Annotated in this window: 26 protein-coding genes and 1 riboswitch; of the genes, 14 read left to right on the forward strand and 12 right to left on the reverse strand. The window is 73.0% G+C overall.

Annotated features, from left to right (window positions below; all coding sequences use genetic code 11):
* Positions 1-23: 23 nt before the first annotated feature.
* Positions 24-251: a (2Fe-2S)-binding protein gene (locus tag JL475_RS22555; protein ID WP_307825127.1), complete on the forward strand. Its 228-nt coding sequence runs from the start codon at positions 24-26 to the stop codon at positions 249-251.
* Between the two features lie 11 nt (positions 252-262).
* On the opposite strand, the gene bfr is transcribed toward JL475_RS22555, so the two are convergent.
* Positions 263-781 (reverse strand): bacterioferritin, encoded by a 519-nt coding sequence (bfr, locus tag JL475_RS22560; protein WP_109377894.1) that lies wholly within the window; start codon positions 779-781, stop codon positions 263-265.
* A gap of 184 nt (positions 782-965) precedes the next feature.
* Here bfr and JL475_RS22565 point away from each other — a divergent pair, with 184 nt between their 5' ends.
* Positions 966-1,613, forward strand: coding sequence for a sulfite oxidase-like oxidoreductase (locus JL475_RS22565; RefSeq protein WP_202279636.1), 648 nt, complete (start codon positions 966-968; stop codon positions 1,611-1,613).
* Positions 1,614-1,647: 34 nt separating this feature from the next.
* On the opposite strand, the gene JL475_RS22570 is transcribed toward JL475_RS22565, so the two are convergent.
* The 5 genes from JL475_RS22570 to thiO all read right to left on the reverse strand — a co-directional run bounded on the left by JL475_RS22570 (position 1,648) and on the right by thiO (position 6,932).
* Positions 1,648-2,532, reverse strand: coding sequence for a deoxyribonuclease IV (locus tag JL475_RS22570; RefSeq protein ID WP_202279637.1), 885 nt, complete (start codon positions 2,530-2,532; stop codon positions 1,648-1,650).
* 50 nt (positions 2,533-2,582) lie between these two features.
* Entirely contained in the window at positions 2,583-4,508 is a 1,926-nt protein-coding gene (gene pknB, locus JL475_RS22575) for a Stk1 family PASTA domain-containing Ser/Thr kinase (protein ID WP_202279638.1), read from the reverse strand.
* A gap of 197 nt (positions 4,509-4,705) precedes the next feature.
* A complete protein-coding gene (locus JL475_RS22580) occupies positions 4,706-5,500 on the reverse strand; it encodes a thiazole synthase (protein ID WP_202279639.1) in 795 nt (264 codons plus the stop codon).
* 2 nt (positions 5,501-5,502) lie between these two features.
* On the reverse strand, positions 5,503-5,751 hold the full coding sequence (gene thiS, locus JL475_RS22585) for a sulfur carrier protein ThiS (protein ID WP_237407948.1): 249 nt from the start codon (positions 5,749-5,751) through the stop codon (positions 5,503-5,505).
* Entirely contained in the window at positions 5,748-6,932 is a 1,185-nt protein-coding gene (gene thiO, locus JL475_RS22590) for a glycine oxidase ThiO (RefSeq protein WP_202279640.1), read from the reverse strand. Before thiO ends, thiS begins: the two co-directional genes overlap by 4 nt.
* Positions 6,930-7,041, reverse strand: a riboswitch (TPP riboswitch). It overlaps the preceding gene by 3 nt.
* 49 nt (positions 7,042-7,090) lie before the next feature.
* On the opposite strand from thiO, the gene JL475_RS22595 reads away from it, so the two are divergent.
* The 6 genes from JL475_RS22595 (at position 7,091) to JL475_RS22620 (ending at position 12,212) form a co-directional block, all read left to right on the forward strand.
* Entirely contained in the window at positions 7,091-7,441 is a 351-nt protein-coding gene (locus tag JL475_RS22595) for a hypothetical protein (RefSeq protein WP_202279641.1), read from the forward strand.
* A gap of 32 nt (positions 7,442-7,473) precedes the next feature.
* Positions 7,474-8,715, forward strand: coding sequence for an NAD(P)/FAD-dependent oxidoreductase (locus tag JL475_RS22600; protein WP_202279642.1), 1,242 nt, complete (start codon positions 7,474-7,476; stop codon positions 8,713-8,715).
* 116 nt (positions 8,716-8,831) lie between these two features.
* Positions 8,832-9,197, forward strand: coding sequence for an Rv2175c family DNA-binding protein (locus JL475_RS22605; protein ID WP_202279643.1), 366 nt, complete (start codon positions 8,832-8,834; stop codon positions 9,195-9,197).
* A gap of 216 nt (positions 9,198-9,413) precedes the next feature.
* The gene (gene thiE, locus JL475_RS22610) at positions 9,414-10,100 is read left to right on the forward strand and encodes a thiamine phosphate synthase (protein WP_202279644.1); all 687 of its coding nucleotides are present in this window, start codon (positions 9,414-9,416) and stop codon (positions 10,098-10,100) included.
* A gap of 106 nt (positions 10,101-10,206) precedes the next feature.
* A complete protein-coding gene (gene metF / locus JL475_RS22615) occupies positions 10,207-11,130 on the forward strand; it encodes a methylenetetrahydrofolate reductase [NAD(P)H] (RefSeq protein ID WP_202279645.1) in 924 nt (307 codons plus the stop codon).
* Between the two features lie 56 nt (positions 11,131-11,186).
* A complete protein-coding gene (locus JL475_RS22620; RefSeq protein WP_202279646.1) occupies positions 11,187-12,212 on the forward strand; it encodes a hypothetical protein in 1,026 nt (341 codons plus the stop codon).
* 40 nt (positions 12,213-12,252) lie between these two features.
* On the opposite strand, the gene JL475_RS22625 is transcribed toward JL475_RS22620, so the two are convergent.
* Positions 12,253-13,773, reverse strand: a complete 1,521-nt coding sequence (locus JL475_RS22625; RefSeq protein ID WP_202279647.1) for an NAD(P)/FAD-dependent oxidoreductase — start codon at positions 13,771-13,773, stop codon at positions 12,253-12,255.
* Positions 13,774-14,237: 464 nt separating this feature from the next.
* Positions 14,238-14,867, reverse strand: coding sequence for a TetR/AcrR family transcriptional regulator (locus JL475_RS22630; RefSeq protein WP_202279648.1), 630 nt, complete (start codon positions 14,865-14,867; stop codon positions 14,238-14,240).
* A gap of 201 nt (positions 14,868-15,068) precedes the next feature.
* On the opposite strand from JL475_RS22630, the gene JL475_RS22635 reads away from it, so the two are divergent.
* The 3 genes from JL475_RS22635 (at position 15,069) to JL475_RS22645 (ending at position 17,345) form a co-directional block, all read left to right on the forward strand.
* On the forward strand, positions 15,069-15,671 hold the full coding sequence (locus tag JL475_RS22635) for an SAV_6107 family HEPN domain-containing protein (RefSeq protein ID WP_202279649.1): 603 nt from the start codon (positions 15,069-15,071) through the stop codon (positions 15,669-15,671).
* 197 nt (positions 15,672-15,868) lie between these two features.
* A complete protein-coding gene (locus tag JL475_RS22640; RefSeq protein WP_202279650.1) occupies positions 15,869-16,639 on the forward strand; it encodes a methyltransferase in 771 nt (256 codons plus the stop codon).
* 292 nt (positions 16,640-16,931) lie between these two features.
* Entirely contained in the window at positions 16,932-17,345 is a 414-nt protein-coding gene (locus JL475_RS22645) for a DUF3040 domain-containing protein (protein ID WP_202279651.1), read from the forward strand.
* Positions 17,346-17,559: 214 nt separating this feature from the next.
* On the opposite strand, the gene JL475_RS22650 is transcribed toward JL475_RS22645, so the two are convergent.
* The 4 genes from JL475_RS22650 to JL475_RS22665 all read right to left on the reverse strand — a co-directional run bounded on the left by JL475_RS22650 (position 17,560) and on the right by JL475_RS22665 (position 23,188).
* Positions 17,560-19,950: a DUF3488 and transglutaminase-like domain-containing protein gene (locus tag JL475_RS22650; protein WP_202279652.1), complete on the reverse strand. Its 2,391-nt coding sequence runs from the start codon at positions 19,948-19,950 to the stop codon at positions 17,560-17,562.
* The gene (locus JL475_RS22655; RefSeq protein ID WP_202279653.1) at positions 19,947-21,311 is read right to left on the reverse strand and encodes a DUF58 domain-containing protein; all 1,365 of its coding nucleotides are present in this window, start codon (positions 21,309-21,311) and stop codon (positions 19,947-19,949) included. Before JL475_RS22655 ends, JL475_RS22650 begins: the two co-directional genes overlap by 4 nt.
* Positions 21,311-22,324, reverse strand: a complete 1,014-nt coding sequence (locus JL475_RS22660) for a MoxR family ATPase (protein WP_202279654.1) — start codon at positions 22,322-22,324, stop codon at positions 21,311-21,313. The genes JL475_RS22655 and JL475_RS22660 overlap by 1 nt, the downstream gene beginning before the upstream one ends.
* 315 nt (positions 22,325-22,639) lie before the next feature.
* Positions 22,640-23,188, reverse strand: coding sequence for a carbonic anhydrase (locus JL475_RS22665; protein ID WP_202279655.1), 549 nt, complete (start codon positions 23,186-23,188; stop codon positions 22,640-22,642).
* A gap of 434 nt (positions 23,189-23,622) precedes the next feature.
* On the opposite strand from JL475_RS22665, the gene rsmH reads away from it, so the two are divergent.
* The 3 genes from rsmH to JL475_RS40185 form a co-directional block, all read left to right on the forward strand.
* Positions 23,623-24,615 (forward strand): 16S rRNA (cytosine(1402)-N(4))-methyltransferase RsmH, encoded by a 993-nt coding sequence (gene rsmH, locus JL475_RS22670; protein ID WP_202279656.1) that lies wholly within the window; start codon positions 23,623-23,625, stop codon positions 24,613-24,615.
* A 93-nt stretch (positions 24,616-24,708) separates the two neighbouring features.
* Positions 24,709-25,221, forward strand: coding sequence for a hypothetical protein (locus tag JL475_RS22675; RefSeq protein WP_202279657.1), 513 nt, complete (start codon positions 24,709-24,711; stop codon positions 25,219-25,221).
* Between the two features lie 5 nt (positions 25,222-25,226).
* The coding region (locus JL475_RS40185; RefSeq protein WP_237407955.1) for a hypothetical protein at positions 25,227-25,409 on the forward strand (183 nt) is incomplete at its 3' end.

Here is a 25,409-nt window from a genome sequence, read left to right on the forward strand (position 1 = left end):
CACTACCTCGGGAGGTGGACCGCGTGTTCGTCTGCAGCTGCTTCGGAGTGACCGAGGAGCAGGTGAGGAGCCACGCGGACGCCGGGGCCTGCACTCCCCGGCAGATCGCCTCCGCCTGCAAGGCGGGCACTGACTGCGGCGGCTGCGTGCGACGGATCCAGGCGCTGCTCGGTCGTGGCGCCTGCCCCCGCCGGCAGCAGGCTGGCCAGGACCGGCCGCCCCTCACGACGGAGCTCCCCGAAGCCGCATAGGCCCGGTCGTCCTAGTGGGTCGAGAACCCGCTCGTCCCCGGCCCCGAGGAGTCCGGCTGCGACTGCTCGATCACCGTCGACAGGTACAGTGCCTCGCCCAGCTTCTCGATGAGCTCCAGCTGGGTGTCCAGGTAGTCGATGTGGTGCTCCTCGTCGGCGAGGATCGCCTCGAAGATGTTGGCGGACGTGATGTCGTTCTTGTTGCGCATGACCTCCACACCGCGGCGCAGGCGGTCGATGGCCTCCACCTCGATCTGCCGGTCGGCCTGGAACATCTCCGTCACCGTCTGCCCGACCTGGACGTGGAAGAGCCGCTGGTAGTTGGGCAGGCCGTCGAGCAGCAGGATGCGGTCGGTGAGGACCTCCGCGTGCCGCATCTCGTCGAAGGACTCGGCGCGCGTGTACTCGGCGAGCTTGGTCCAGCCTTTGTGATCCTGCAGCTTCGAGTGCAGGAAGTACTGGTTGATCGCGGTCAGCTCGGCGGTCAGTTGCTCGTTGAGGAATTCGATGACCTCGGGATCGCCCTGCATCGCAGCGGCTCCTTCCACACGGATGAACGGGCCAGATGCGCCGCATGATTCCACCGGCCGAGAAGATCGTCCAGTAAGCACATACTTACTAAGTAAAGGAGTGCTTGCCGGCATTTGAAGGGTATTGTCCGGCTTCATGGGGCCCCGGTCCGATGCGCCGCACCGGGTCTGTCAGGATGGAAGCATGGGTCAGCCGGCGGAACGCGAATCGGGGGAGCGCACAGCAGGGGGAGCGGCGCGGTTCGAGCTTCCGCCGGGGCAGCGACTGCAGAAGGGCTGGCCGGTCACGCACTACGGGCCCGTCCCCAGGTTCCGGCCCGAGCGCTGGGAGTTCAGGGTGTTCGGCGCCACCGCCGACGGCGACAAGCACTGCTGGAACCACGAGGAGTTCACGTCCCTGCCGTACCGCAGCGTCGTGGCCGACCTGCACTGTGTCACGAAGTTCAGCATGCTCGGCGCCGAATGGGGCGGGATCCCGGCCCGTACCCTCCTGGAACTCGCCCCGCCCGCGCCCGACGTCACCCATGTGATGGTGTGGGCCGAGTACGGATACAGCTCCAACCTGCGGCTGGCGGACTTCTCGTCCGAGCAGGCGCTCTTCGCCACGCACAAGGACGGCGAACTGCTGACCGCCGAGCACGGGTTTCCGCTCCGCCTGATCGTCCCCCACCTCTACGCCTGGAAGGGGCCGAAGTGGGTCCGCGGCGTGGAGTACATGACCGCCGACCGCCGCGGCTTCTGGGAGGAGCGCGGCTATCACAACGTCGGCGACCCCTGGAAGGAACAGCGCTACTCCTACCAGGAGGAGCCCGGGGACGGCCCCGAACTCTGACCGGGGCCGGGCCCGCGGGCCCCTGGACTGCGGATCAGGAGCCCTGATCCCGGAGTTTCTTCAGGCGCTCCACGTCCGCCGCATGCCCCTCCTTGCCGCCCGGGGTCTCGATGATCAGGGGCACGCCCTCGGTCGCCGGGTGCGTCATCAGCGCGCGGAACGGGTCCTCGCCTATGTGACCTGCGCCGATGTTCGCGTGACGGTCCTTGTGCGCGCCGACCACGTCCATGGAGTCGTTGGCGTGGATGAGCTTCAGCCGGCCCTCGCCGACCGTGTCCACCAGCAGATCCAGTGTCCGGCGCATCCCGCTCGGCCCGGTCAGGTCGTGGCCGGCCGCGAAGACATGGCAGGTGTCCAGGCAGACACCCAGCTTCGGATGGGCGTCCAGCACCTCGAAGTACGGACCGAAGTCCCGGATCAGCGAGCACAGGGAGGCGCCCTGGCCGGCCGTCGACTCCAGCAGCAGGAACGGGTCGTCGTCATGGGTGAGCTCGTCGAGCAGCGGCAGCAGGTACTCCCGTACCTGCCTCAACGCCACCGACCGCTCCCGTCCGCCGGTCGCGCTGCCGGTGTGCACCACCACACCCAGCGCCCCGATCTCGCGCCCGCGGCGCAGCGAGTGGCGCAGCGACTCGACGGACCGTTCGGCGGTCGCCTCGGTGTGGGACCCGAAGTTGATCAGATACGGAGCGTGCACGTACGCCGGGATCGACTCGGCCGCACACGCCTCGCGGAACGCCGCGTCCTGCTTCGGGTTGCCGGTCGGCGTCGCCCAGCCGCGCGGGTTGGCGACGAAGACCTGCACGGCCTCCGCGCGCAGCTCACGGGCGTAGGACAGACCGACGGAATGCAGACCGCCGGCCACGGGGACATGGCCGCCGACCGGGTTGCGGGCAGGGCCGGACAGGTGACTCTTCACCCTTCCAGGGTGTCATGTCCCCCAGGCCGCCGAAGCCCTGAGCCCCTCCGTCAGCGGATCTTGAGGGTGATCGTCGAGCCCTTGGGCGCGGTGTCCCCGCCGGACACGGACTGGGCCTTGACGGTGTCGCCGAACAGACCGAGCAGCCCGCGGTCCTCCTTGACCCGGAACCCGGCACCCTCCAGCTTCCCGGTGGCCTCGTCCACACTGTCGCCGACCACGTCCGGGACCGGGACCATCTCGGGCCCCTTGGACAGCGTCAGTGTCACACTGTCCCCCTCGGCGGCCTCCCGGCCGGCCTCCGGGCTCTGCAGGGCCACCCGGCCCGCGTCGTGCTCGGAGGTGACCCGCTCGGCGGCGATGCTCACCTTCAGGCCGGCCTCCTCCAGCTCGGCGCGCGCGTCGTCCAGGCCCTGGCCGATCACCTCGGGGATGTCCACCGGGCTGCCCTTGCTCACGGTGAGCGCCACCGCCGAGCCCGCACGGACCTTCGTGCCCTTGCCCGGCCCGGTGGAGACCACGAAGCCCTTGGCCACGTCCTCACTGAACTCCTGGGTGACCATGCCCGGTTCCAGGCCCGCGTCCTTCAGCACGGACCGCGCCTTGTCCAGCCGGTAGCCGTCGACATCGGGCACCCGCACGGTCTGCGGCCCCTTGGAGAGGGTGAGCGAGACCGAGTCGGTGCCGCGGATACGGGCACCCGCCTCGGGATCCGTGCTGATCACCGTGCCCCGCTCCACGGTGTCGCTGTACGCCTCCTCGACCCGGCCGACGCCCAGCCCGGCGTCCGCCAGCCGCTCCCGGGCCTCCTTCTCGGTCTTCGCCAGCAGCGGCGGGACCTTGGTGAACTGGCCGGAGTTGATGTACCACACGCCTGCCCCGGCGCCCAGCACCAGCAGCACGGCGACGACGATCGCCATCGGGCCGCGCCGCAGCAGCGGACCACGCAGCGACACACCGCGTCGGGGCGGCGGCGCCGGGGACTGGAGCCGGCTGGTGTGGCGGTCCTCGTCGACGGGCAGCGTGGAGGACGTCAGCGCGCGCGGGATGACGCTCGTACGGTTCTCGGCGCCCCGGGCGGGCTGGTCCTCCGGGGTCAGCGCCTGCGGCGGCATCGCGTCCAGCTGCTCGTCGTCGAGTCCGCCGCGCGCCTCGCGGACCTGCGCGAGGAGCGCCACCGCGTCGTACGGGCGGACCTCCGGGTTGCGCGCGGTCGCCGAGGCGACCAGCTCGTCCAGCGCGTACGCCATGCCGGGGACGGCGGCCGACGGCGGCGGCACGTCGTCGTGCAGGTGCTTGTAGAGCACGATCGCGGGGGAGTCGCCGTCGTGCGGCTTCTCACCGGTCAGCATCTCGTACAGCAGGATGCCGCACGCGTACACGTCCACGCGGGGGTCGGCGCTGCCGCTCTCGATCTGCTCCGGCGCCAGGTACGCGACCGTGCCCAGCACGGTGCCGGTGGTGTTCGTCACCGTGTCCACGGCCCGGACCAGCCCGAAGTCGGCGACCTTGACCCGGCCGTCGTCCCCGATCAGCACGTTCTCCGGCTTCATGTCCCGGTGCACGAACCCGGCCCGGTGCGCGGCGCCGAGCGCGGCCAGCGTCGGCTCCAGGATGTCCAGCGCGGCCCGCGGCTGCAGCGCACCGCGCTCGCGCAGCACGTCACGCAGGGTGCAGCCGGCGATGTACTCCATCGCCAGGTAGACGTACGCGCCGTCGGTGCCCTGGTCGAAGACCTGGACCACGTTCGGGTGGGCCAACCGGGCGACCGACTTCGCCTCGCGGATGAACCGCTCGACGAAGGAGCCGTCGGCGGCGAGCGCCGGGTGCATCACCTTGAGCGCGAGCACGCGGTCCAGTCGGGTGTCCACGGCCCGGTAGACCGTGGCCATCCCGCCGACCGCGATACGCGCCTCGACGCGGTACCGGCCGTCGAGCAGCTGCCCGACCAGAGGGTCCTGAAGGGTCGTGTCCACGCTGGGAGTCTACGAGGAGCCGCCGACGGCACCGACCGGATCGGTCCGGAACGGCCCCGGATCGGGGCACGACTGCAGCCGACCTGTGACGCACCCCACGAAGGGGCCCCCGCGGCCGCCGACGGTGCCCGGTCCCCACGAGGAGCCCCCGTCTCCCGACCGACCGGAAACGGGTGGTGCGCGGGTGGGAGACCCCCTCAGAACGCCGGCCGCTCCGGATCCAGCACGGCAAGCCCCTCCGCGGGAGAGGACGCCTCGGCGAAGTGCCGCCGCGGAATCCGCCCCGCCCGCCGGGCCAGCCGCCCCGCCTCGACCGCGCTCCGCATGGCGGCGGCCATCAGCACCGGCTCCTGCGCCCGCGTCACCGCCGAGGCGAGCATCACCCCCGCGCACCCCAGCTCCATCGCCAGCGCCGCGTCCGACGCCGTACCGGCACCCGCGTCCAGGATCACCGGCACCCGCGCGTGCTGCGTGATCAGCTCGAAGTTGTGCGGGTTGCGGATACCGAGCCCCGAACCGATCGGCGAACCGAGCGGCATGACCGCCGCACAGCCGACGTCCTCCAGCTTCCGCGCCAGCACCGGATCGTCGTTGGTGTACGGCAGCACCGTGAACCCGTCGTCGACCAGGGTCTCGGCCGCCTCCAGCAGTTCGACGGGGTCCGGCAGCAGGGTGCGCTCGTCGGCGATGACCTCCAGCTTGACCAGGTCGGTGCCGAGCGCCTCCCGGGCGAGGCGGGCGGTGAGCACCGCCTCCCCGGCGGTGAAGCAGCCGGCCGTGTTCGGCAGCACCCGGATGCCCAGCCTGTCCAGCACCGAGAGCACCGAGCCGTGCACCGAGGGGTTCACCCGCCGCATCGCGACGGTCGTCAGCTCGGTCCCGGACGCCACCAGCGCCCGCTCCAGCACCTCGAGGCTGGGCGCCCCGCCGGTGCCCATGATCAGACGGGACGTCAAGGACGTACCGCCGAGGACGAACGGATCGTCGGCCATGGTCAGCCTCCCTGCACGGCGGTCAGGACTTCCACCCGGTCCCCCTCGGCGAGGGGCGTGAGCGGCCACTGCGCGCGCGGGACGACCGTTTCGTTGAGGGCGGCGGCCACCCCGGAGTGCGCCTCGGTGAGCGTGCCGACCAGCGCGTCGAGCGCCGTGCCGGGAGCCACCTCGCGCGGCTCCCCGTTGACCGAGACCATGACCGGGGCGTGCGCGGGAGTGTGCGTCGACATGTCCACAGGAGTGTTCATACGGGCTGCTCCGTGAGTGCGGCGGCGGTCGCGGTGAACCGCCGGGGGCTGAAGGGGCGGGCCTCCGCCGGGAGTTCACCGGTGGCCAGGAACTCCGCCAGGGCGTCGCCGGTGACCGGAGTGAGCAGCACACCGTTGCGGTGGTGCCCGGTCGCCAGGACCAGCCCCGCGAGCCCGGACGGGCCGAGCAGGGGCGCGTTGTCGGGGGTGCCGGGGCGCAGCCCGGCCCGGGTCTCGGTGAGCGGCAGCTCGGTGATGCCGGGGACCAGTTCGTGGGCGTCGCGCAGCAGCTCGTACACCCCGCCCGCGGTGACGGTCGTGTCCCAGCCCTGCTCCTCGCTGGTCGCCCCGATCACCAGCTCCCCGTTCTCGCGCGGCACCAGGTACACCTGGCCGCCCCGCACCACCGCACGCACCGTCCGGCTCAGGAACGGACCGAACCGGTCGGGCATCGCCAGCCGGAGCACCTGCCCCTTCACGGGACGCACGGGAGGCAGCAGGTCCGCGGGGACGCCCGCGAGCCGCCCGCTGAGGCTGCCGCCGGCCAGCACCACCTGCCCGGCGGCCAGTCCGGTGCCGTCGGCGGTGACCACGCCCGTGGCCCGCTCCCCGGAGACGGTGAGCCGGTCGGCCCACGCGCGGTGCAGGACCACGCCCGCCCGCTCGCAGGCGGTCACCAGCGCCGCCGCCAGCCGCCGGGGGTCGATCTGGTGGTCGCCGTCCACCCGCAGCCCGCCGCGCACACCGGGGGCGAGCATCGGCTCCAGGCGCCGGCACTCCCGCCCCGACAGCCACTGCGCGTCGAGCCCCGACTGCTGTTGCAGGGCGTGCAGTTCGCGCAGATGGGCGCGGTCGTCGGCGTCCAGCGCGACCGCGAGCGTGCCGCACCGGCGGTAGCCGAGGTCGTGGCCGGTGGCCTCGGTGAGTTCGGCCGCGAAGTCGGGGTAGCGGAGCGCGGAGGCGAGGTTCAGACCGAGCAGGGTCTGCTCGCCGTAGTGCAGTTCCGTGACGGCGGCCAGCATCCCGGCGGCCACCTGGGCGGCGCCGCCGCCCGGCTCGGGGTCCAGCACGGTCACAGCCAGCCCGCGCTGCGCGGACCGCCAGGCCGTGACCAGACCGATGACGCCGCCCCCGACGACGAGGACGTCGGGGGAGCGCTGCGAGGTGCGTGTGGGCGGCATGGGCGTCCAGCCCCTCCCTTCGCCGGCATGACCCGGATCAGGTGCATACGGTCGGAGGCCGCCAGCCTCCCTCTCAGCCCGGTGCGTCCGGGCTCCCGCGAGTGTCTTACGTTGGCCACCCTAGCCTCCGGATCAACGAACGTGTAGGGAGCCTTCGCATGGCTGGTTCGCTCGACGGTCTCGTCCTCGCCCCCGTCGCCGACCAGGCGCCGGGCCAGGTCGGCACCCGCACCCGGTTCGCGTACCACGAGCGGGACGGCGGGATCTGGGCCGAGTACGCGGGCGGTGACGTCGTCCGCGGGTACCTGGTGGGCACCCGGGAGGGGGACCGGCTGGACTTCCGGTACGTGCAGCTCAAGCAGGACGGCACCACCTCCTCGGGACACTGCGTGTCGACGGTCGTGGAGCTGCCCGACGGGCGGGTGAGGCTGGAGGAGGCCTGGGAGTGGGAGTCGCAGCCGGGCAGCGGGACCAGCGTCGTGGAGCAGCTCACGGGAGCCGGAGACTGACTGACCGAGGGTCAGGTGTCTATGGTGATCAGGTGAGCGAGCAGACGCAGGAACGGGGACCGTCCGAGCCGCGGCGCGTGGTGGTGACGGGGGCCGGAATGGCCGGCGTGCAGACCGCCGTCGCCCTCCGGGAACAGGGATTCACCGGCACCGTGACGCTGATCGGCGCCGAACCCCACCAGCCGTACGACCGGCCTCCCCTGTCCAAGGCGGTGCTGCTCGGCAAGGCGGAGGGCTCCGCCTTCGACGTCGACTTCGAGGCGCTCGGCATCGAACTGCGGCTCGGCTGCGAGGTGCTCGGGCTGCGCCCCGCCGACCACGAACTGGACACGGAGGCCGGGCCGGTCCCCTACGACGTCCTGGTCGTCGCGACCGGCGCCGAACCGGTCCGGCTGCCGGGCACGGACGGCGTCCCGGGCGTCCATCTGCTGCGCACCCTGGACGACGTCGAACGGCTGCGGCCGGTGCTCGCGGGCCGCCAGGACATCGTGGTCGTCGGCGCCGGCTGGATCGGCGCGGAGTTCGCCACGGCGGCGCGCGAGGCGGGCTGCGCGGTCACCGTCGTGGAGGCGGCCGACCGGCCGCTGGCCGGGGCGCTGCCCGCCGAGGTGGCCGCCCCGATGACCGCCTGGTACGGCGACGCGGGGGTGGTGCTGCGCACCCACGCGCGCGTGGAGCGCGTCGAGCCCGGCGCGGTGGTGCTGGACGACGGCTCGCGACTGTCCGCGGGCGCCGTCGTCGTCGGGATCGGGGCCCGCCCCGCCACCGCCTGGCTGGCCGGCTCGGGGGTCGAGCTCGGCGAGCGCGGTGACGTGGTCGCCGACCCGCACCTGATGACCTCCGTGCCGGACGTGTACGCGGTCGGCGACTGCGCGTCCTTCCCCTCGGGGCGGTACGGCGAACGCCTGCTGGTGCACCACTGGGACAACGCCCTGCAGGGCCCGCGCACGGTCGCGGCGAACATCCTCGGGGCGGCCACCGGCGAACCTCCGGCGGTGTACGACCCGGTGCCGTACTTCTGGTCGGAGCAGTTCGGCCGCTTCGTCCAGTACGCCGGGCACCACGCGGACGCCGACCGGACGGTGTGGCGCGGGGACGCCGACGGGCCGGCCTGGACGGTCTGCTGGCTCCGCGATTCCCGGCTGGTGGCGCTGCTCGCGGTGGGCCGCCCCCGCGACCTGGCCCAGGGGCGCCGGCTGATCGAGGCGGGCACGGTGCTGGACGCGGAGATGCTGGCCGACCCGGCGCGGCCGCTGAAGTCGGCGAAGGGGTGAACCCCGGCCCCCGGAGTCCGTCCGGCCGACACGTCCGTGCACGATGATCCGCCGGACGGACCCCGGGCGGAGGGGCTCGGCTTCCGACTGTCAGTGCCAGATGGCACGCTTGTCCCGTGACCGAGATTGACGCAAAGATCGATGCTCTCGTCCCCGCCTGGCTCACCCTGCCCGACATCGCCGAGATGCTCGGTGTCGAGGTGACGCGCGTCCGGCAGCTGGTCAAGGAGGGCCAGCTCATCGCCGTACGCCGAGGTGAGAACCGCGCACTGCAGGTCCCCGCCGCCTTCATCGACGAGGACAAGGTCGTCAAGGGCCTCTCCGGCACCCTGACGCTCCTGCGGGACGACGGTTTCACGGACGAAGAGATGCTGGAATGGCTCTTCACCCCCGACGAGAGCCTGCCGGGCACGCCCGCGCAGGCGCTGAGTGAGAACCGCGGCACGGAGGTGAAGCGCCGCGCCCAGGCGCTCGCCGTCTGAGCCCGCGACGGAACACCCGGACCCGGGCCCGCACCCGCATCGGGCCGGGGACCCGCATCCGGCTGTGAACCGCCGCCCGGCGCCGCTGTCCCAGGGCGCCGGGCCCGGGCCCGCGGCCCCTCCGTCACCCCGTGCCGGAGTCCGCCGTGGGCCGCGCTCCACCCGGCCCCGGGGTGCCCCGGTCCGGCCGCCACCGACACACGGGGGGACACCCGCATGCCAGTCACCACCGCAGGTACCGCCGCAGGCAGCACCGCGCGTGCCCGGCTCTCCGACGCCCTGGTCTATCTCTGCACCGACGCCCGCAAGCGGCAGGGTGATCTCGCGGAGTTCCTGGACGCGGTCCTGGCCGGCGGCGTCGACGTCGTGCAGCTGAGGGACAAGGGCATGGAGGCCGGCGAGGAGCTGGAGCACCTGGCGGTCCTCGCGGACGCCTGCGCCCGGCACGGCAAGCTGCTCGCGGTGAACGACCGCGCGGACGTCGCCCACGCCGCCGGCGCCGACGTACTGCACCTCGGCCAGGGCGACCTTCCCGTCCCCGCGGCCCGAGCCGTCCTCGGCGAGGACGTCCTGATCGGCCGCTCCACGCACGCCGAGTCCGAGGCAGCCGCGGCGGCCGTGCAGGAGGGCGTGGACTACTTCTGCACCGGCCCCTGCTGGCCCACCCCCACCAAGCCCGGCCGCCACGCCCCCGGCCTCGACCTGGTCCGGTACGCCGCCGCCCTCGGCACCGACCGCCCCTGGTTCGCCATCGGCGGCATCGACCTCGGCAACCTCGACGAGGTGCTGGAGGCCGGCGCCCGCCGGGTCGTCGTCGTACGGGCCATCACCGAGGCGGACGACCCGGGTGCGGCGGCGTCCGAGTTCGCGAAGCGGCTGCGCGCGGCGTCCGGCGTTCGGTGACCGGGTTCGTCTCAGGTTTGTCCAAAGGGTGGACAAGAAAGCCGCCAATCGGGCAAATAACCCCCATTCGGTTGGGGGACCGCCGCCCCCTGGCTAACCTGCCGGTATGGCCCTCGGAACCGCATCGACCAGGACTGACCGCGCACGCACCGTGCGCGACATGCTCGCCGCCGGAAAGACGACGTACTCGTTCGAGTTCTCGGCGCCGAAGACTCCCAAGGGCCAGCGGAACCTCTGGAGTGCGCTGCGCAGGGTCGAGGCGGTCGCCCCGGACTTCGTCTCCGTCACCTACGGTGCCGGAGGCTCCACCCGCGCGGGCACGGTCCACGAGACCGAGCAGATCGTCGCGGACACCACCCTCACCCCCGTCGCCCACCTCACCGCGGTCGACCATTCCGTCGCCGAACTGCGCAACATCATCGGCCAGTACGCCGACGCCGGGATCCGCAACATGCTCGCCGTGCGGGGCGACCCGCCCGGCGACCCGATGGCCGACTGGATCCCGCACCCGCAGGGGCTGACCTACGCCGCCGAACTCGTCCGGCTCATCAAGGAGTCGGGTGACTTCTGCGTCGGTGTCGCCGCCTTCCCGGAGATGCACCCGAGGTCGGCCGAGTGGGACACGGACGTCGCGCACTTCGTCGACAAGTGCCGGGCGGGCGCCGACTACGCGATCACCCAGATGTTCTTCCATCCCGAGTCGTACCTGCGCCTGCGTGACCGAGTCGACGCGGCGGGTTGCGATACACCGGTGATTCCCGAGGTCATGCCGGTGACCAGTGTGAAGATGCTGGAGAGGTTGCCGCAGCTCAGTAACGCGTCGTTCCCGGATGCCCTGAAAGAGCGGATCCTCACAGCGGCGGACGATCCGGCGGCGGTACGCTCCATTGGCATCGAGTTCGCCACGGAGTTCTGCGCGCGGCTGCTGGCCGAAGGAGTGCCCGGACTGCACTTCATCACGCTCAACAACTCCACGGCGACGCTGGAAATCTACGAAAACCTGGGCCTGCACCACCCGCTGCGGGCCTAGACCGGTCGCACCGGTGTACGACACACTGCGTAGCGGCCGCTGGGAGAGGGGCGTACATGGGCTGGACGGTCCTCTACATCGCGTTCGGTGTGGTCGCGTTGTGGCTGCTCGGCGAGGTGTTGCTGCAGTACAAGGCACGCCTGCGCTGGCGGCTGCTCGCCTTCGCCGGCTTCCTGGGCGTCGTGCTCGGTGTGCTGATCCAGACCGTCCTCGTCATCGGACTGGGCGCCGTGGCCTTCGCGATCGGCCAGACCTACGTCACCCTGTCGTTCCGCCGCGGCTTCGCGGCAGGCTGGGCGGTCAACGCCCCGGCGCTGGCCGCCGTCAAGGGCGGCCGGGGTGACCGCGGGCGGCAGGAACCGACCCTGGAGGTCTCCGGCCTGGAGGCCACCGGAGACGGTCACGGGGACGGCCATGGCGGAGGGGACGGCTACGGCGACGAGGCCGCCGACTACCGCACGGCTCAGAACGCCTACGCCGCGGACGACTACGACCGCGACGACGTGTTCACGCCGGCGCGCACCGGGCAGCCGACGGCCGCCGAGACCACCGCCGTCTACGAGCCGCAGCCCATGCCCGACGACACCGGCTCGTACGGCGTCTACGGCGACAACGGCGACACCGGCGACAACGGGTACGGCACCCCGGCCCAGGACCAGTACGCGGCGACCGCGCAGAGTCCCGACCAGGGCTACGCCACCGACCAGAACTACGCCTACGACTACTCCGGTTACGGCCAGCAGCAGGCCGCCTACGACAGCACGGGCCAACAGCAGCAGTACGCCGCCTACTCCGACCCGTACATCGGCAACTCGAGCTATGGCGACGCCTCGTACGGCACCGGTTACGCCGACCCCCAGCAGTACGGCCAACAGGACTACGGCCAGGACCAGTACGGCGGCGGCACCTACGGCGGCGAGACCCCGGCCGGCGGCCTGTGGGTGCCGCAGCAGCGCAACGCCGACGACCTGTACGGTGGTGAACTCCCGCAGGAGCAGCCGTACCCGTACCAGGGAGACGGCCAGACGGGCCAGACGCCCGGGAACGGCAGCGGGTACGACGAGCAGCAGTACCGTTACTGATCCGCCCGGATCCGCCCGGATCCGAAAGTGTCCCCGTCGTTCACTGGGAGCCGCGGAACTCCGGGCCCTCCACGATCAGGCCGGCGACCAGGGCGCCCGACATCCCGGCGTGCGGCAGCCCCCCGCCGGGGTGCGACCAGCCGCCGACCGTGAACAGCCCCGGTACGCGCGTGCCGTTGGACGGGTGGAGCAGCCGTCCGTCCGCCGCGGCGAGCGCCGGTACGGGCACCGCTCCGCCCTCCGCGCCCGTCGCCTCCGCGATGTCGGCCGGGGTGCGCACCTCGTGCCGGATCAGACGGTCGCGCAGGCCGGGTACCGCCCGCTCGGCGGCGGTGATCATGCGCTGCGCGTGCTCGTCCAGGCCCGGCCCGGCGCCCGGGGGCACCACCGAGGTGAGGGTGACCGCCTCATGGGCGCCGTCGGGGACCAGCGCCGGGTCGTCGGGCCGCAGGACCGTGACCGTGGGGTGTGCGGGCAGGCCCGCGGGGGAGCCGGTCAGGGACTCCAGCTCGGCCTCCCGGTCCTCCGCGTGCACGACCGTCCGGTGCGGTGTCCCCTCCGGACGCCCCCCGCGCAGCGCCAGCAGCACCGTCAGACGGCTCGCCGCCCCGGCCCTGCCCGGAACCTCGCCGTCACCACGCACCCGGCTCCCCCGGGTCAGCCGGTCCAGCACCGCGGGCGTCACTCCGGCGACCACGTGGTCCGCCTCAGCCGCCGTGCTGCCCCCGGAGGCCGGGGAGCGGCCCTCGGCGAACTCCACGCCCGCCACCCGGCCGTCCTTCTCCAGCACGCCGGTGACCTCGGCGCCGAAGTGGAACTCCACCCTGCGGGCCACGCACCGCTCGTACACCGCGCGGGCCAGTTCCCGCATGCCGCCGCGGACGTACCAGGTGCCGAAGGCGTGCTCCATGTACGGCAGCACCGCCGCGCTCGCCGGGGTGGACCGGGGGTCGAGGCCGTGCTCGAGCGCGTAACTCCCCAGCAGGGAGACCAGCCGGGGATCGCGCAGCTCCCAGGCACCGATCTCGGCGAGCGTGCCTGCGGTGCGCGTGCGCAGCAGCTTCTTGTGGGGGACGGCCGGGTAGGGCTCGCGGTCGGCGAGCACCCGCCAGTTGGGCCACAGCGGCTCCTCCAGGAGCGGTCTGCGGGTCCTGTCCCAGGCCTCGCGGGCGCGTACCAGGAAGTCGCCCCAGCGCTGTCCGGCAGCGGGACCGAGGGCCTCCTGCAGGGCGGAGACGACACCCGCGCGGGACGCGTTCGGCAGCGAGACACGCGTACCGTCCGCGAACACGTGGTGGGACGACGGGTCCACCTGCACCAGGTCGACGCAGGCGTCCAACGGCTCCTTGCCGGTCTTGAGGAACAGGTCGCGGTAGACCGCGGGCAGCGGGAGCAGCCCGGGGCCGGTGTCGAACGCGAAGCCGTCCCGCTCCAGTCGGCGCAGCGCGCCGCCGTACGTGTCCGTCCGCTCGTACACCGCCACCCGGTGGCCCGCGACGGCCAGCCGGGCAGCGGCCGCCATCGCGCCCATCCCGGCGCCGATCACCGCAATCCGTGCCATGCCAGGGACTTTATCCGCCCCACCGACACCCCCGGCCCCGAGTACCGGCGCCCCCGCTCCGGCGACCAGTCGGCGACACGGCGTCGTGGGGGCGGGTGCGCAGGACTGAGTATCCGTACCTAGTTCCCGAGATGAGTACGCGCGCGGATGGGCCACGACCTGCGGAAACGAGAAAGTGGAGAGCACGGAGAGGGGGCACGGCTCCGGAACCGGCGACACGGGGCGCCGGAAACGGACCGGCCCGCGATCCGCTCCTTCCGCCGGCGTCGTCGGCGGGAGCGAGGCACGGGGGGTTCCGGGGGACGACCGCAACGGGGGTCCTGCGGGGGGACGTACGGGGGGAACCACGGGGGAGCAGGAAGGTGCCGGTCCGGCAGTGGCTCGCGGGGACGCAGCCACCGCCGGACCGGCGCTTTCGTGCGCGCCGGGGCGCACGACCGGACGACACCGCCCGACCGGTCGGCTCAGTGGCGGCCGCCCACGCGTCCCGGCAGCATCCGGGACAGCGCCGTGTGCACCTCGTCCAGGGAGCGCCCCGGCTGGAAGGCCTGCCAGTCCAGGGCGGCCACCAGCACCATGCCGACCAGCGCCGCCGCCGTCAGCGGAACGTCGGTCTCCGCGCTGAACTCGCCGCTCTCCACGCCCTCGCGCAGCACGTCCTCGACGACCGCCACGGCCTGCTGCCGGACCACCAGCAGCGTGGACTGCCAGGCCCGGTTGGTGCGCCACAGTTCGGCCACGTACAACTGGGTGAAGGCCGGGTAACGGTCGATGAAGACGAGCCCCGCGCGGATCATCGCGTCCAGGGCGTCTCCCCTGCCGCCGCCCTGGAGGGCCGTCCGGTCGGCCGCCTCCCGCAGCGAGGCGGCGAGGAGCCCGACCCCGTGCCGCAGCAGCTCCTCGAAGAGGACCGACTTGCTCGCGAAGTTGTAGTAGACCGTGCCCTTCGCGACCCCCGCCCGCTCGGCGATCTCGTCCACCGTGGTGGCGGAGAAACCCTGTTCGGCGATGAGGGTGACGGCCGCCTCGTAGAGCCTCTGCCGGGTGGCCTCGCGGCGGGTACCGCCGCCCGACGTGGTGCTGCTGCGTTCCATGGCCCTGATTGTCACAGGAGCGCCGCCCCGCCCCTCCACAGGCTCGGCCCGGGGGCGGCCGGTCCGGGCTCGAACCGTCGATCGCAGCGGAACCCGGTGAAGCCTCAGGTCGGAACGGATTGTCAGTGCCATACCGCACGATGAGCACATACGGCGCCCGGTAGCAGGGGATGCCGTCACGAAGACGACAGGAGGTTCGTCATGGCCCACTCCTCCGCAGCCGCCGCCCGTCGGCGCCGCGCAACCGGCCCTGCCCCCTCACCGACCGGCCCGGCGGACGACGTCCACCCCGTGCTGCGCCGTGCCACCGCCCCGCCCGCCGCCCTCGACCTGCTCGCCCAGGCCCGTGCCGGACTCGACGAGGCCACCGTCCTCGACACACCCAACGAGCGCTATGCGACGGCCCACCTCGCCGCCCTGCGCACCGCCGCCGCCGTGCTCGCCGCGCGGGGGCGGCCCGAGACCTCGCCCCGGGCCCGGAGCAGGATCCGCAGCGCCTGGGAAGTGCTCCCCGAGATCGCTCCCGAACTCACCGAGTGGAGCGTTCTGTTCGCTTCGGGCGCCCGGCGTCGCGCGCGGGCCGAGGCGGGCATCCGGGGCGCGGCGAGCGGCCGGGACGCCGACGACCTGATACGGGACGTGGCGATGTTCCTGCGCCTGGTGGAGCGGATGCTCGTCCTCCAGCCGGTCCTCCCGCAGCCCCGTACCGACGAGCAGCGCCCGAACCACACCGCCCGTGCCGCCCGCCCTGACGGCCACGACCCCGGTGGCGGCGCGGGCCGGGACATGCCCGACGCCGGCTGACCCGCGCGGGCACACCGGCGCCCGCCACCGCGGGGCGGTCCGGGGGGCGCCGTCCCGCGGTGGCCGGGGAACCTGCCGCAGGCAATAGGGTGGAAGGCGCCTGAAGCCTCCGCCGTCCTTACGCACGTCCGGGCCGGGGAGGCAGCCCGATCGCTCCGCCGTGGATGAGGCGGTGCCGCGCCGAGGAGTCAACTGCCGTGTCGGACACCCTGCGCCCCCGCGCCGCTCTCCGTACCGCCGTGGTCCAGGAGGTCCTCCAGGACGCCCTGGAGCGCCGGGCCAAGGCGACCGGACGGCCGGTGCTGGACGTCCTCGACACCGGTGGCGGCAGCGGCAACTTCGCCGTGCCGGTGGCCCGCCTCGGCCACCGGGTCACCGTCGTCGACCCCAGTCCCGACGCGCTGTTCGCCCTGGAGCGCCGCGCCGTCGAGGAGGAGGTCGCCGACCGGGTCAGGGGCGTCCAGGGCGATGTGCACGGCCTCTTCGACGTGGTCGAGCGCGGCGGCTACGACGTGGTGCTGTGCCACGGCGTCCTGGAGTACGTCGACGACCCGGCCGAGGGCGTGCGCAACACGGTGGCGGCCCTGCGCCCCGAGGGTGTTCTCAGCCTGCTCGCCGCCGGCCTCGGCGGCGCCGTGCTCGCCCGCGCCCTCGCCGGTCACTTCAAGGAGGCCCGGCAGGCGCTCGATGACCCGAACGGCCGATGGGGCGCGGGCGATCCCGTACCGCGCCGCTTCACCGTCGACCAGCTCACCGGTCTGGTCGAGGACGCGGGACTGCGGGTCGGCGCCGTGCACGGAGTGCGGGTCTTCGCCGATCTCGTCCCCGGCGTGCTCGTGGACACCGAGCCCGGGGCCCTGGACGCGCTGCTGAAGCTGGAGGCCGCGGCGGCGGAACTCGACGCCTTCCACTCCGTGGCCACCCAACTCCATGTGCTCGGTGAGGCGCGGGGGACCACCGGGGCCTGAGTGAACGCCTGTGACACGTCGCTGATCAGCGACGCGTCCGCCGCCCTGCCTGTGCATGGAGTGCGCCACAGGCCCCCCGAATGGCGGCGGGGCACCGTATGATCGAGGAAGACCGTCCGGCATGACGGCTCGGCCATCGGGGAATGAGAAGTCTCGAGCGGCCCGGGGCGCGCATGGCGGGTTCCGGTCGGCCGATTGGCGCAGAGGGGCGGGTTTCACGGGGTCGATTCCCTGCCTATCCTGAAGGGACCCCCCGGGTCGCCCCGGCGACTTGCACGATGAGGAGGACGCCGTGCCGCTCTCGGAGCACGAGCAGCGCATGCTCGAGCAAATGGAGCGAGCGCTGTACGCCGAAGATCCCAAGTTCGCGTCGGCGCTCGAGGGAAGTGGCCTGCGTACGTACACCCGTCGGCGGGTCTACCAGGCGATCGCGGGCTTCCTCGTAGGTATTGCGCTCCTCATGGCCGGAATGGTCGCCCAGCAGGTCTGGCTCAGTGTGGTGGGCTTCCTCGTCATGCTGGGCTGCGCGGTTCTCGCCGTGACGGGCTGGCGCAAGGCCCCCAAGCCCGGTGAGCAGGCCGCCGGAGCCGAGGGCTCCACGGGGCTGCCGCAGTCCGGCCGTCAGGGCAGACAGCGACGCTCCGTGATGAACCGCATAGAGGAGCGCTGGCAGCGCCGCCGCGACGAACAGGGCGGCGGGCAGTAGCTCCCGCACCCGGCTCCCGCAGACAGCTCCAGGACACCTGAAGACTGAAAACATGGATCAGGGGGTGGCCACCGGTCCGGTGGCCACCCCCTGATCCATGCCCGCACCGGGGCCCGGAGGCGGGGCCGCGCAGTTCCGCTCGGCCCCGCCTCACCCTGCCTGCCTCACTCCCGCTCCGCCCCTGCCGCCGCGAGGGCTCCCGCGGCGGCTTCCGCTACGTGGGCCGCCGCCACGTGGGCCGCCACGCCGGTCGCAGCGCGAGGGCGCGTTCCCGGACGCCGGCCCACCGGGCCGACACCGCCCACACCACCCGCACCGTGGAGCGCGGGGCGAACAGCGCGCGCAGCCGCGTGCCACGGCCGACCACGGATCGCAGACCGGCCGTCACCCGGCGCACGTCGTCCGCCGGCCCCACCGCGGGGCGCGGCCGCGGCGCGTAGAGGACCTGCTCCACGGCGTCCGCCACCCGGTGCGCCGAGGCCGCGGCATCCGGGTCGAGCCGGCCGAGCCGGACGATCCGGGCCGCCGCCTTGCGCGGGGTCAGTGACTCGTCCGGGGAGATGCCGAAGTCCCAGGCGGTATCGGTCAGCTCGTCCCAGACGGCCAGGACGTGCGCGGCCGCGTCCGCCTCCGAACGGCCGTGCGCGCCCAGGCGCACCGCCCGGATCCGCAGCCGCCACAACATCGGCGCCAGCGGCAGCGTCAGGACGGTGAGACCCGCCAGCGCCCACGCCGACACCGCATACCACGGGGGGCCGTCGCCGTCCGTGGGCAGCGCCGCCGACGGCGCCTCGCTCTCGCAGTCACGGTCCAGCCTTCGCTGCTCCAGCGTGCAGCCCTCGCGTGAAGACGGGGCGGCCGAGGGCTCCGAGGACGCCGCCTCGGACGGCTGGGCCGGGTCGGGCACCGTGCTGTCCGAGGTGTCCGGCACGGTGTAGGAGGGCGCCGAACCACGGGTGGGGGTCGGCTCGAAGCGGGTCCAGCCCACGCCCTCGAAGTACAGCTCCGGCCAGGCGTGCGCGTCCCGCACTCCCACCGACACCGAGCCGTCCGCCTGCGGGGTGCCGGGCGCGAAGCCCACCGCGACCCGGGCGGGTATGTCCAGCGACCGGGCCATCGACGCCATGGCGAAGGAGAAGTGGACGCAGAAGCCCTCCTTGTCCTCCAGGAAGCGGGCGATCGCCTGCGGGCCGCTGCCGACGGCGACCTCGGTGTCGTACTCGAAGTCGCCGGTCGAGGCGAAGTACTCCTGGAGCTGGACCGCCCGGTCGTAGTCGTTCGCCGCCCCCTCGGTGACCTGGCGGGCGGTCCGGGACACCAGCGCGGGCAGCGAGTCCGGCAGCTCGGTGTAGTCCCGCTTCAGGGCGGCCGGCGGCGCCGGCGCGTCGGCCAGCTGCTGCGCCGTGGGCCGCACGTCGAGGCTGCGCACGCTGTACGTCAGTCCCCGGGTGTTCTGGCCGTGGTCGCCGACCAGCGTCATCCCGACGGGCTCGTAGCGCCAGTTTCCCCTGATGTCCACGCCGCTCGGCGGATACGGCATCGGCAGCCAGTCCTGCCCGTACCAGTCGGCGGTCGAGACCGTCGTGGCGATCTCCGCGCGCTCGACGTCCGGGCCGAGGCCGGCCGGAGTCGGGAAGGCGCCGTCGGGCACGGTGGTGATGGACCGCTTGGACGGCTTCCAAGTGGTGCCGTCGAAGTCGTCCAGGGAGACGATCCTCAGATACAGGTCCGAGACGTCCTCCATCCCGGTGCGCACGGACATGACCTGGCGGTCCTCGTCCACGTTCAACGAGTCGCGCAGCGACACCAGCGGGTTCACCGCGGAGATCGTGCCGCCCCCGCCGGAGCCCGACCCGGCGCCCGAACCCGCCGGGTCCAGCAGGCCGCCGTTCATCGTGGGCAGGGCGAGCGGCGCCACCAGGGCGATGCCCACCGCGAGCAGCCCGATCCGCCGACCGGTGCGTACCGGGGCAGAGGCTCCGGTCGACTCGGTGGCCGGGCCCCGCGCCGCCCCGCTGAACACCCGCCCCCACTGGGAGAGCCGGTCACGCCCCTCCGCGAGGAGCAGCGTCAGATAGCCGGCCGCCGCCAGCAGGAACCACAGCCAGTCGTTGCCGCCGTCGGACAGGCCCGCGGCCACCGAGTACAGCGCGAGCAGCGGAAGCCCGGCCGGGGCCGCGCTGCGGAAGGTCACCGCGAGGGTGTCCACCAGCAGCCCGATCAGCAGGACCCCGCCGATCAGCATCAGCCGGATGCCGTCGGACAACGGCGCCGGTATCGCGTAACGGCCGACGTCGGTACCGCCCTGCCCGAGCAGCTCGGCGAAGAAACGGAAGGCGTCAGGCCCCGGAACCAGGCCGGCGAACGCCTGCTCGCGCGCGAACACCAGCGTCAGCAGCACGAGCGCGACCAGCGCCTGCACGGCCACGGTCAGCGGGCGGGCCAGCGGCACCCGCCGGGCCAGCGCGCCCGCGCCGGACTGCACGGCCAGGAGAAAGGCCGCCTGCACGATCCAGGAGGCCGGCCTGACCAGGGGCAGCAGCGCGCACGCGGCCAGCAGCGTGGCCGCCCACGAGGCCAGCGTCAGCCGTAGTCGTCCGCTCACCCTGCTCCCTCCCCACCGCGCGCCGCCACCAGACCGAACCGCTCCCGGTCGACCAGCCGCCACTGTTCCTCCAGGGAGGCGCCCCGCGGCACGCTCACTGCCGTCCAGCCCGCTTCGCGCAGCATCCGCAGCCGCTCCCCGCCCCCGTCCAACGGGCCGGACCCGTCCGACGGTTCCCGCAGCCAGGTCCCGCTGTCCAGCACGAAGGCGACGGCACCCCCGCTGCGCTGCCGCATCCGGGCGAGCACCGCCGCCTGCTCCTCGTCGAGATCGCCGAGGAAGGCCACCAGCAGTCCCTCGTTGCCACCGCGGACCATGTCGTACGCCCGGGACAGGCCCGCTCCGTCGGAGTGGTCGACCACGGCGAGAGCGTCCATCATCAGCCCGGCCGCGTCCGCCGACTCCTGGCTCGCACCCGCGAACCCGTCGGAGCCCTCGCCCGGCACCGAGTCGCCGGTGTCGGTCAGCAGCCGCACCGAGAAGCCCCGCTCCAGCATGTGCACCAGAACGGAGGCCGCACCCGAAACCGCCCACTCGAACGCCGAGTCGGGCCCCGCGCCGTCGTAGGCGACGGCGCGGGTGTCCAGCAGCACCGTGCAGCGGGCCCGCTGCGGCTGCTCCTCGCGGCGCACCATCAGCTCGCCGTAGCGCGCGGTGGAACGCCAGTGCACCCGGCGCAGGTCGTCGCCGTAGCGGTAGCCGCGCGGGATCACGTCGTCCTCGCCGGCCAGCGCCAGCGAACGCTGCCGTCCGTCGCCGTACCCCTTCGCCTCACCGTTCAGCCGCACCGGCGGCAGCGGCTCCACGCGCGGGATCACCGTCAACGTGTCGTACGTGGAGAAGGACCGGGTCAGCTCGCACATCCCGAACGGGTCGGACAGGCGCAGCTGCAGCGGGCCGAGCGGGTAGCGGCCGCGCAGGTCGGAGCGGACCCGGTAGGACACCTCGCGGCGGCCGCCCGCCTCCACCCGGTCCAGCACGAACCGGGGGCGCGGCCCGAGCACGTAGGGCACCCGGTCCTGGAGCATCAGCAGGCCCGTGGGCATGCGGGAGACGTTGTCCATCCGCAGGTGCACCCGTGCCTCGGAGCCGGCGGGCACCCGCGCGGGGGACAGCCGGCGGCTGCCCGCGACCCGGTAGCGGGTGCGGTAGAGCACGCCCGCGCACATCAGCGGCAGCACTGCCAGCAGCAGCCCGACCCGCAGCAGATCGCTCTGCCCGAGCACGTAGGCGCAGACCGTGGCGGCCACACCGGCGGCCAGGAAGGAGCGCCCGCGGGTGGTCAGCCCGGCCAGAGCCGTGCGCAGGCCACTCCTGTCACCGCGGTCGCCCTCCGCACGGGCCGATCCCGCGGTGGTCATCACAGCCTCCGCGGCTGGTGCCGACCGTACCCCGGACCGCCCCGGCCCAGGCCGATGCCGGCCTGCTGCGGGGCGGCGGCGGGCATCGGGGTGTGCTGCAGGATCTCCTGGACCACCTGCTCCGCGGTGCGGCGGTTGAGCTGGGCCTGGGCGGTGGGCAGCAGCCGGTGGGCCAGCACGGCCCCGGCGAGCGCCTGCACGTCGTCCGGCAGCGCGTAGTCCCGGCCGTTCAGCGCCGCGGACGCCTTCGTCGCGCGCAGCAGGTGCAGTGTCGCGCGCGGCGAGGCACCGAGTCTGAGGTCGGGGTGCGTGCGGGTGGCGGCGACCAGCTCCACCACGTACCGGCGTATCGGCTCGGCGACATGGACGGCGCGCACCGTCTCGATCAGCTTCAGGATCTCGTGCGCGTGGGCCACCGGCTGGAGGTCCTCCAGCGGGGAGATCCCGCCGTGCACGTCCAGCATCTGCAGCTCGGCCTCCGCGCTCGGGTAGCCGACCGAGACCCGGGCCATGAACCGGTCGCGCTGGGCCTCCGGCAGCGGATAGGTGCCCTCCATCTCGACCGGGTTCTGCGTCGCCACCACCATGAAGGGACTGGGCAGCTCGTAGGTCCTGCCGTCGATGGTGACCTGGCGCTCCTCCATCGACTCCAGGAGCGCGGACTGGGTTTTCGGCGACGCGCGGTTGATCTCGTCACCGATCACCACCTGCGCGAAGATGGCACCCGGCTTGAACTCGAAGTCCTGACGCTGCTGGTCCCAGATGGACACACCGGTGATGTCCGACGGCAGCAGGTCCGGTGTGAACTGGATGCGCCGCACCGAGCAGTCGATGGACCGCGCCAGCGCCTTGGCCAGCATCGTCTTGCCGACTCCCGGAACGTCCTCGATGAGCAGATGTCCCTCGGCGAGCAGCACGGTCAGCGAGAGCCGTACGACCTCGGGCTTGCCCTCGATCACGCTCTCCACCGAATCCCGCACCCGCTCGATCACGGCGGTCAGGTCATCCCCCACGCTGGGCTGCGCTCGCGTGGGGGAACCCCCAAGGCTCGCTCGATCGTCATAGGTCGGCACCCGGCCCTCCTCGGCCTTTCCCCTCGCTCCCAAGGAACAAGGGCCCCAAACGTCCGGGCCGGCACCTTGCTGTGCGGCCCGGCTCACCCCGAATCACGGACACCGCGCGGGAAAGGTCCCGCGCGGTACCACTCCCGCATTCTTGCCGCCGTTACCGATTCGTGTCACTCGCCTGTGGACAACCGGCGGCGATATGTCAGGTCGTGCGGCCTTTGTGGAACCGGGGACCGGTCACCCTCGGGGCGGGGCAGCAGGTCAGGCGGGGTCGATCTCGCGCATCAGGCCGGTCTTCACGTCGAAGACGAACCCGCGCACGTCGTCGGTGTGCAGCAGGAACGGTGAGGTGCGCACCCGCTGCATCGACTGCCGTACGTCCTGGTCGACGTCGCGGAAGGACTCCACGGCCCAGGCCGGACGCTGGCCGACCTCCATCTCCAGCTCGTGCCGGAACTCCTCGGTGATGGCCTCCAGGCCGCAGTTGGTGTGGTGGATGAGCACCACGCTGCGGGTGCCCAGTGCGCGCTGGCTGATGGTCAGCGACCGGATCACGTCGTCGGTGACCACACCGCCGGCGTTGCGGACGGTGTGGCAGTCGCCGAGTTCGAGGCCGAGCGCGGCGTGCAGGTCGAGCCGGGCGTCCATGCAGGCCACCACGGCGACGCGCAGAACGGGGCGGGCGTCCATCCCGGGATCGGTGAAGGCGCCGGCGTACTGCTCGTTGGCGTCGACCAGCCGGTCGGTGACCGTGCCGTGGCCGACCGTCGCACTTCCGGAACTCGCGGGAACCGATGCAGAAGTCGTCATAGTCATGACGGTACTGGCCACGTGCTCCCCGGTCCTGCTGTGAGACAGGACAAAGAACGTCATCATGCTTTGGAGTGAGATGACCCACAAGGGTGGCGTGATCCTCCTCGTACGGGTGGTTTCCCCCGGCGGGGGGTGTCGTCGAGCCGAGGGCCGCGCCGCACAGGCCGGTTGATTGACCGGGCGAAACCGTGGACTAAAGTGACGCGCAGCGGAAGGCGAGACTCTCCCTGCCGCACTGATTTCCCCCGGAGACCCGGGCAGCGTCCCGGAGATCCCCCGCGTGCGCTGCGCGTACGTACGGCTCGGCCTCCTCCCGTTCCCGGCCGGCTGACGCCTCCGGCGCCAGCAGGTCGCCCCGTCCACACCGGGGGAGGGGCGGGGACCCGGCGGTGCGTCACGGCCGCGCCGGACCTTGAGAGGGCCCAGATCCAATGGGGCGCGAAGCGTTTGCGAACACGGGCGGGCAGAGTCGGCACGTTCCGGTGATGCTCCAGCGGTGCCTGGACCTGCTGGCGCCCGCCCTGGAACAGCCGGGAGCGGTGGTCGTCGACTGCACCCTCGGTCTCGGCGGCCACAGCGAGGCCCTGCTGACGCGGTTCCCCGAGGCGCGGCTGGTCGCCCTGGACCGGGACAAGGAGGCCCTGCGCCTGTCCGGCGAGCGGCTCGCCCGGTTCGGTGAGCGCGCCACCCTGGTGCACGCCGTCTACGACGAACTCCCCGAGGTGCTCGACCGGCTCGGCGTCGCGCGCGTGCAAGGCGTCCTGTTCGACCTGGGGGTGTCCTCCATGCAGCTCGACGAGGCCGACCGGGGCTTCGCCTATGCCCAGGACGCTCCGCTCGACATGCGCATGGACCAGACGACCGGCGTCAGCGCCGCCGACGTCCTCAACACCTACCCGCCCGGTGAACTCGTCCGCATCCTGCGCGCCTACGGCGAGGAGAAGCAGGCCAAGCGGATCGTGGCCGCGGTGGTGCGCGAGCGGGAGAAGGAGCCGTTCACCAGCAGCGCACGCCTGGTCGAGCTGATCCGGGACGCGCTTCCGCAGGCCGCCAAACGCACCGGTGGCAATCCGGCGAAGCGCACCTTCCAGGCCCTGCGGATCGAGGTCAACGGCGAACTCTCCGTACTGGAGCGGGCCGTCCCGGCCGCGGTGGAGGCACTCGACGTCGGTGGCCGGATCGCCGTGCTGTCGTACCACTCCCTGGAGGACCGGCTGGTCAAGCAGGTGTTCGCGGCGGGCGCCGCCACCACCGCGCCCGCCGGACTGCCCGTCGTCCCCGAGCGCTACCAGCCCCGGCTCAAGCTGCTCACGCGCGGTGCCGAACTTCCCGCCGAGGAGGAGATCGCCGAGAACCGGCGGGCCGCACCCGCACGGCTGCGGGGTGCCCAGCGGATCAGGGAGCACCTTGGACGGGACGTGTGAGGCGGAGGGGCGCGTGAGGCGGTCACGGCACGTGAGCCCGGCGCCGTGCAGGGCATGCGGGTGCGGAAGGCGGGCGAACCCAGGGGAGCGTGAGTGAGCAGGAAACCCGAACTGCCCGAACTGAAGGGGAGGGCGGCCCGTCTCGCGAGGCTCCTCCCCACGGGACGGGCCCAGGCGGCCCGCACCCCCTTCGTGCTGCTCGTCGTCCTTCTTCTGGGCGGTGGTCTGATCGGGCTCCTGGTGCTGAACTCGGCCCTCAGCGAGGGCGCGTTCGCACTCGACGACCTCAAGCGGGAGACGAAGAGCCTCACCGACGAGGAACAGGCCCTGCAACGGGACATCGACGCCTACTCCGCCCCCGACGCCCTGCAGCGCCGCGCACGCGAACTCGGCATGGTGCCCGGCGGCGACCCCGCCTTCCTGGGCCCCGACGGCAAGGTCAAGGGCGCCCCCGCCCCCGCCTCCGCCGCCCGCGCCCCCCTGGTGATCCCCCCCGAGGCGCTGGCCACCGCGACGGCCCCGCCCCCCTACGCGGTGCCGAGCAGCGCAGCCGTTCCCCCGGCCCCCGCGGTCACGCCCACGCCCGCATCGACTCCCGGCAGGTGACGGAAGTGGCCGAAAACCCCAAACCTCCCAAAAGCTACAAGAGCTCCAAAAGCACCGCCGATGCCGGCAGGCAACCGCCGCGCCGTCGCGTGCCCGGACCCGCCGGACCCGCCCGCCCGAGCGCCCGGCAGCGCCCCGGGCTGTTCGTCGGCGTTGTCACGCAGTTGGACACTCAGCCGGGCCAGCGA

It is taken from the genome of Streptomyces sp. M2CJ-2, assembly GCF_016757295.1.
Taxonomy (GTDB): domain Bacteria; phylum Actinomycetota; class Actinomycetes; order Streptomycetales; family Streptomycetaceae; genus Streptomyces.

What these genes read in the sequence shown, in the direction of transcription:
- bfr (WP_109377894.1), bottom strand. Translation starts at nt 781, where the DNA reads ATGCAGGGCGATCCCGAGGTCATCGAATTCCTCAACGAGCAACTGACC.
- JL475_RS22565 (WP_202279636.1), top strand. Translation starts at nt 966, where the DNA reads ATGGGTCAGCCGGCGGAACGCGAATCGGGGGAGCGCACAGCAGGGGGA.
- JL475_RS22580 (WP_202279639.1), bottom strand. Translation starts at nt 5,500, where the DNA reads ATGGCCGACGATCCGTTCGTCCTCGGCGGTACGTCCTTGACGTCCCGT.
- thiS (WP_237407948.1), bottom strand. Translation starts at nt 5,751, where the DNA reads ATGAACACTCCTGTGGACATGTCGACGCACACTCCCGCGCACGCCCCG.
- thiO (WP_202279640.1), bottom strand. Translation starts at nt 6,932, where the DNA reads ATGCCGCCCACACGCACCTCGCAGCGCTCCCCCGACGTCCTCGTCGTC.
- JL475_RS22595 (WP_202279641.1), top strand. Translation starts at nt 7,091, where the DNA reads ATGGCTGGTTCGCTCGACGGTCTCGTCCTCGCCCCCGTCGCCGACCAG.
- thiE (WP_202279644.1), top strand. Translation starts at nt 9,414, where the DNA reads ATGCCAGTCACCACCGCAGGTACCGCCGCAGGCAGCACCGCGCGTGCC.
- metF (WP_202279645.1), top strand. Translation starts at nt 10,207, where the DNA reads ATGGCCCTCGGAACCGCATCGACCAGGACTGACCGCGCACGCACCGTG.
- JL475_RS22620 (WP_202279646.1), top strand. Translation starts at nt 11,187, where the DNA reads ATGGGCTGGACGGTCCTCTACATCGCGTTCGGTGTGGTCGCGTTGTGG.
- JL475_RS22625 (WP_202279647.1), bottom strand. Translation starts at nt 13,773, where the DNA reads ATGGCACGGATTGCGGTGATCGGCGCCGGGATGGGCGCGATGGCGGCC.
- JL475_RS22630 (WP_202279648.1), bottom strand. Translation starts at nt 14,867, where the DNA reads ATGGAACGCAGCAGCACCACGTCGGGCGGCGGTACCCGCCGCGAGGCC.
- JL475_RS22635 (WP_202279649.1), top strand. Translation starts at nt 15,069, where the DNA reads ATGGCCCACTCCTCCGCAGCCGCCGCCCGTCGGCGCCGCGCAACCGGC.
- JL475_RS22655 (WP_202279653.1), bottom strand. Translation starts at nt 21,311, where the DNA reads ATGACCACCGCGGGATCGGCCCGTGCGGAGGGCGACCGCGGTGACAGG.
- JL475_RS22665 (WP_202279655.1), bottom strand. Translation starts at nt 23,188, where the DNA reads ATGACGACTTCTGCATCGGTTCCCGCGAGTTCCGGAAGTGCGACGGTC.
- rsmH (WP_202279656.1), top strand. Translation starts at nt 23,623, where the DNA reads ATGGGGCGCGAAGCGTTTGCGAACACGGGCGGGCAGAGTCGGCACGTT.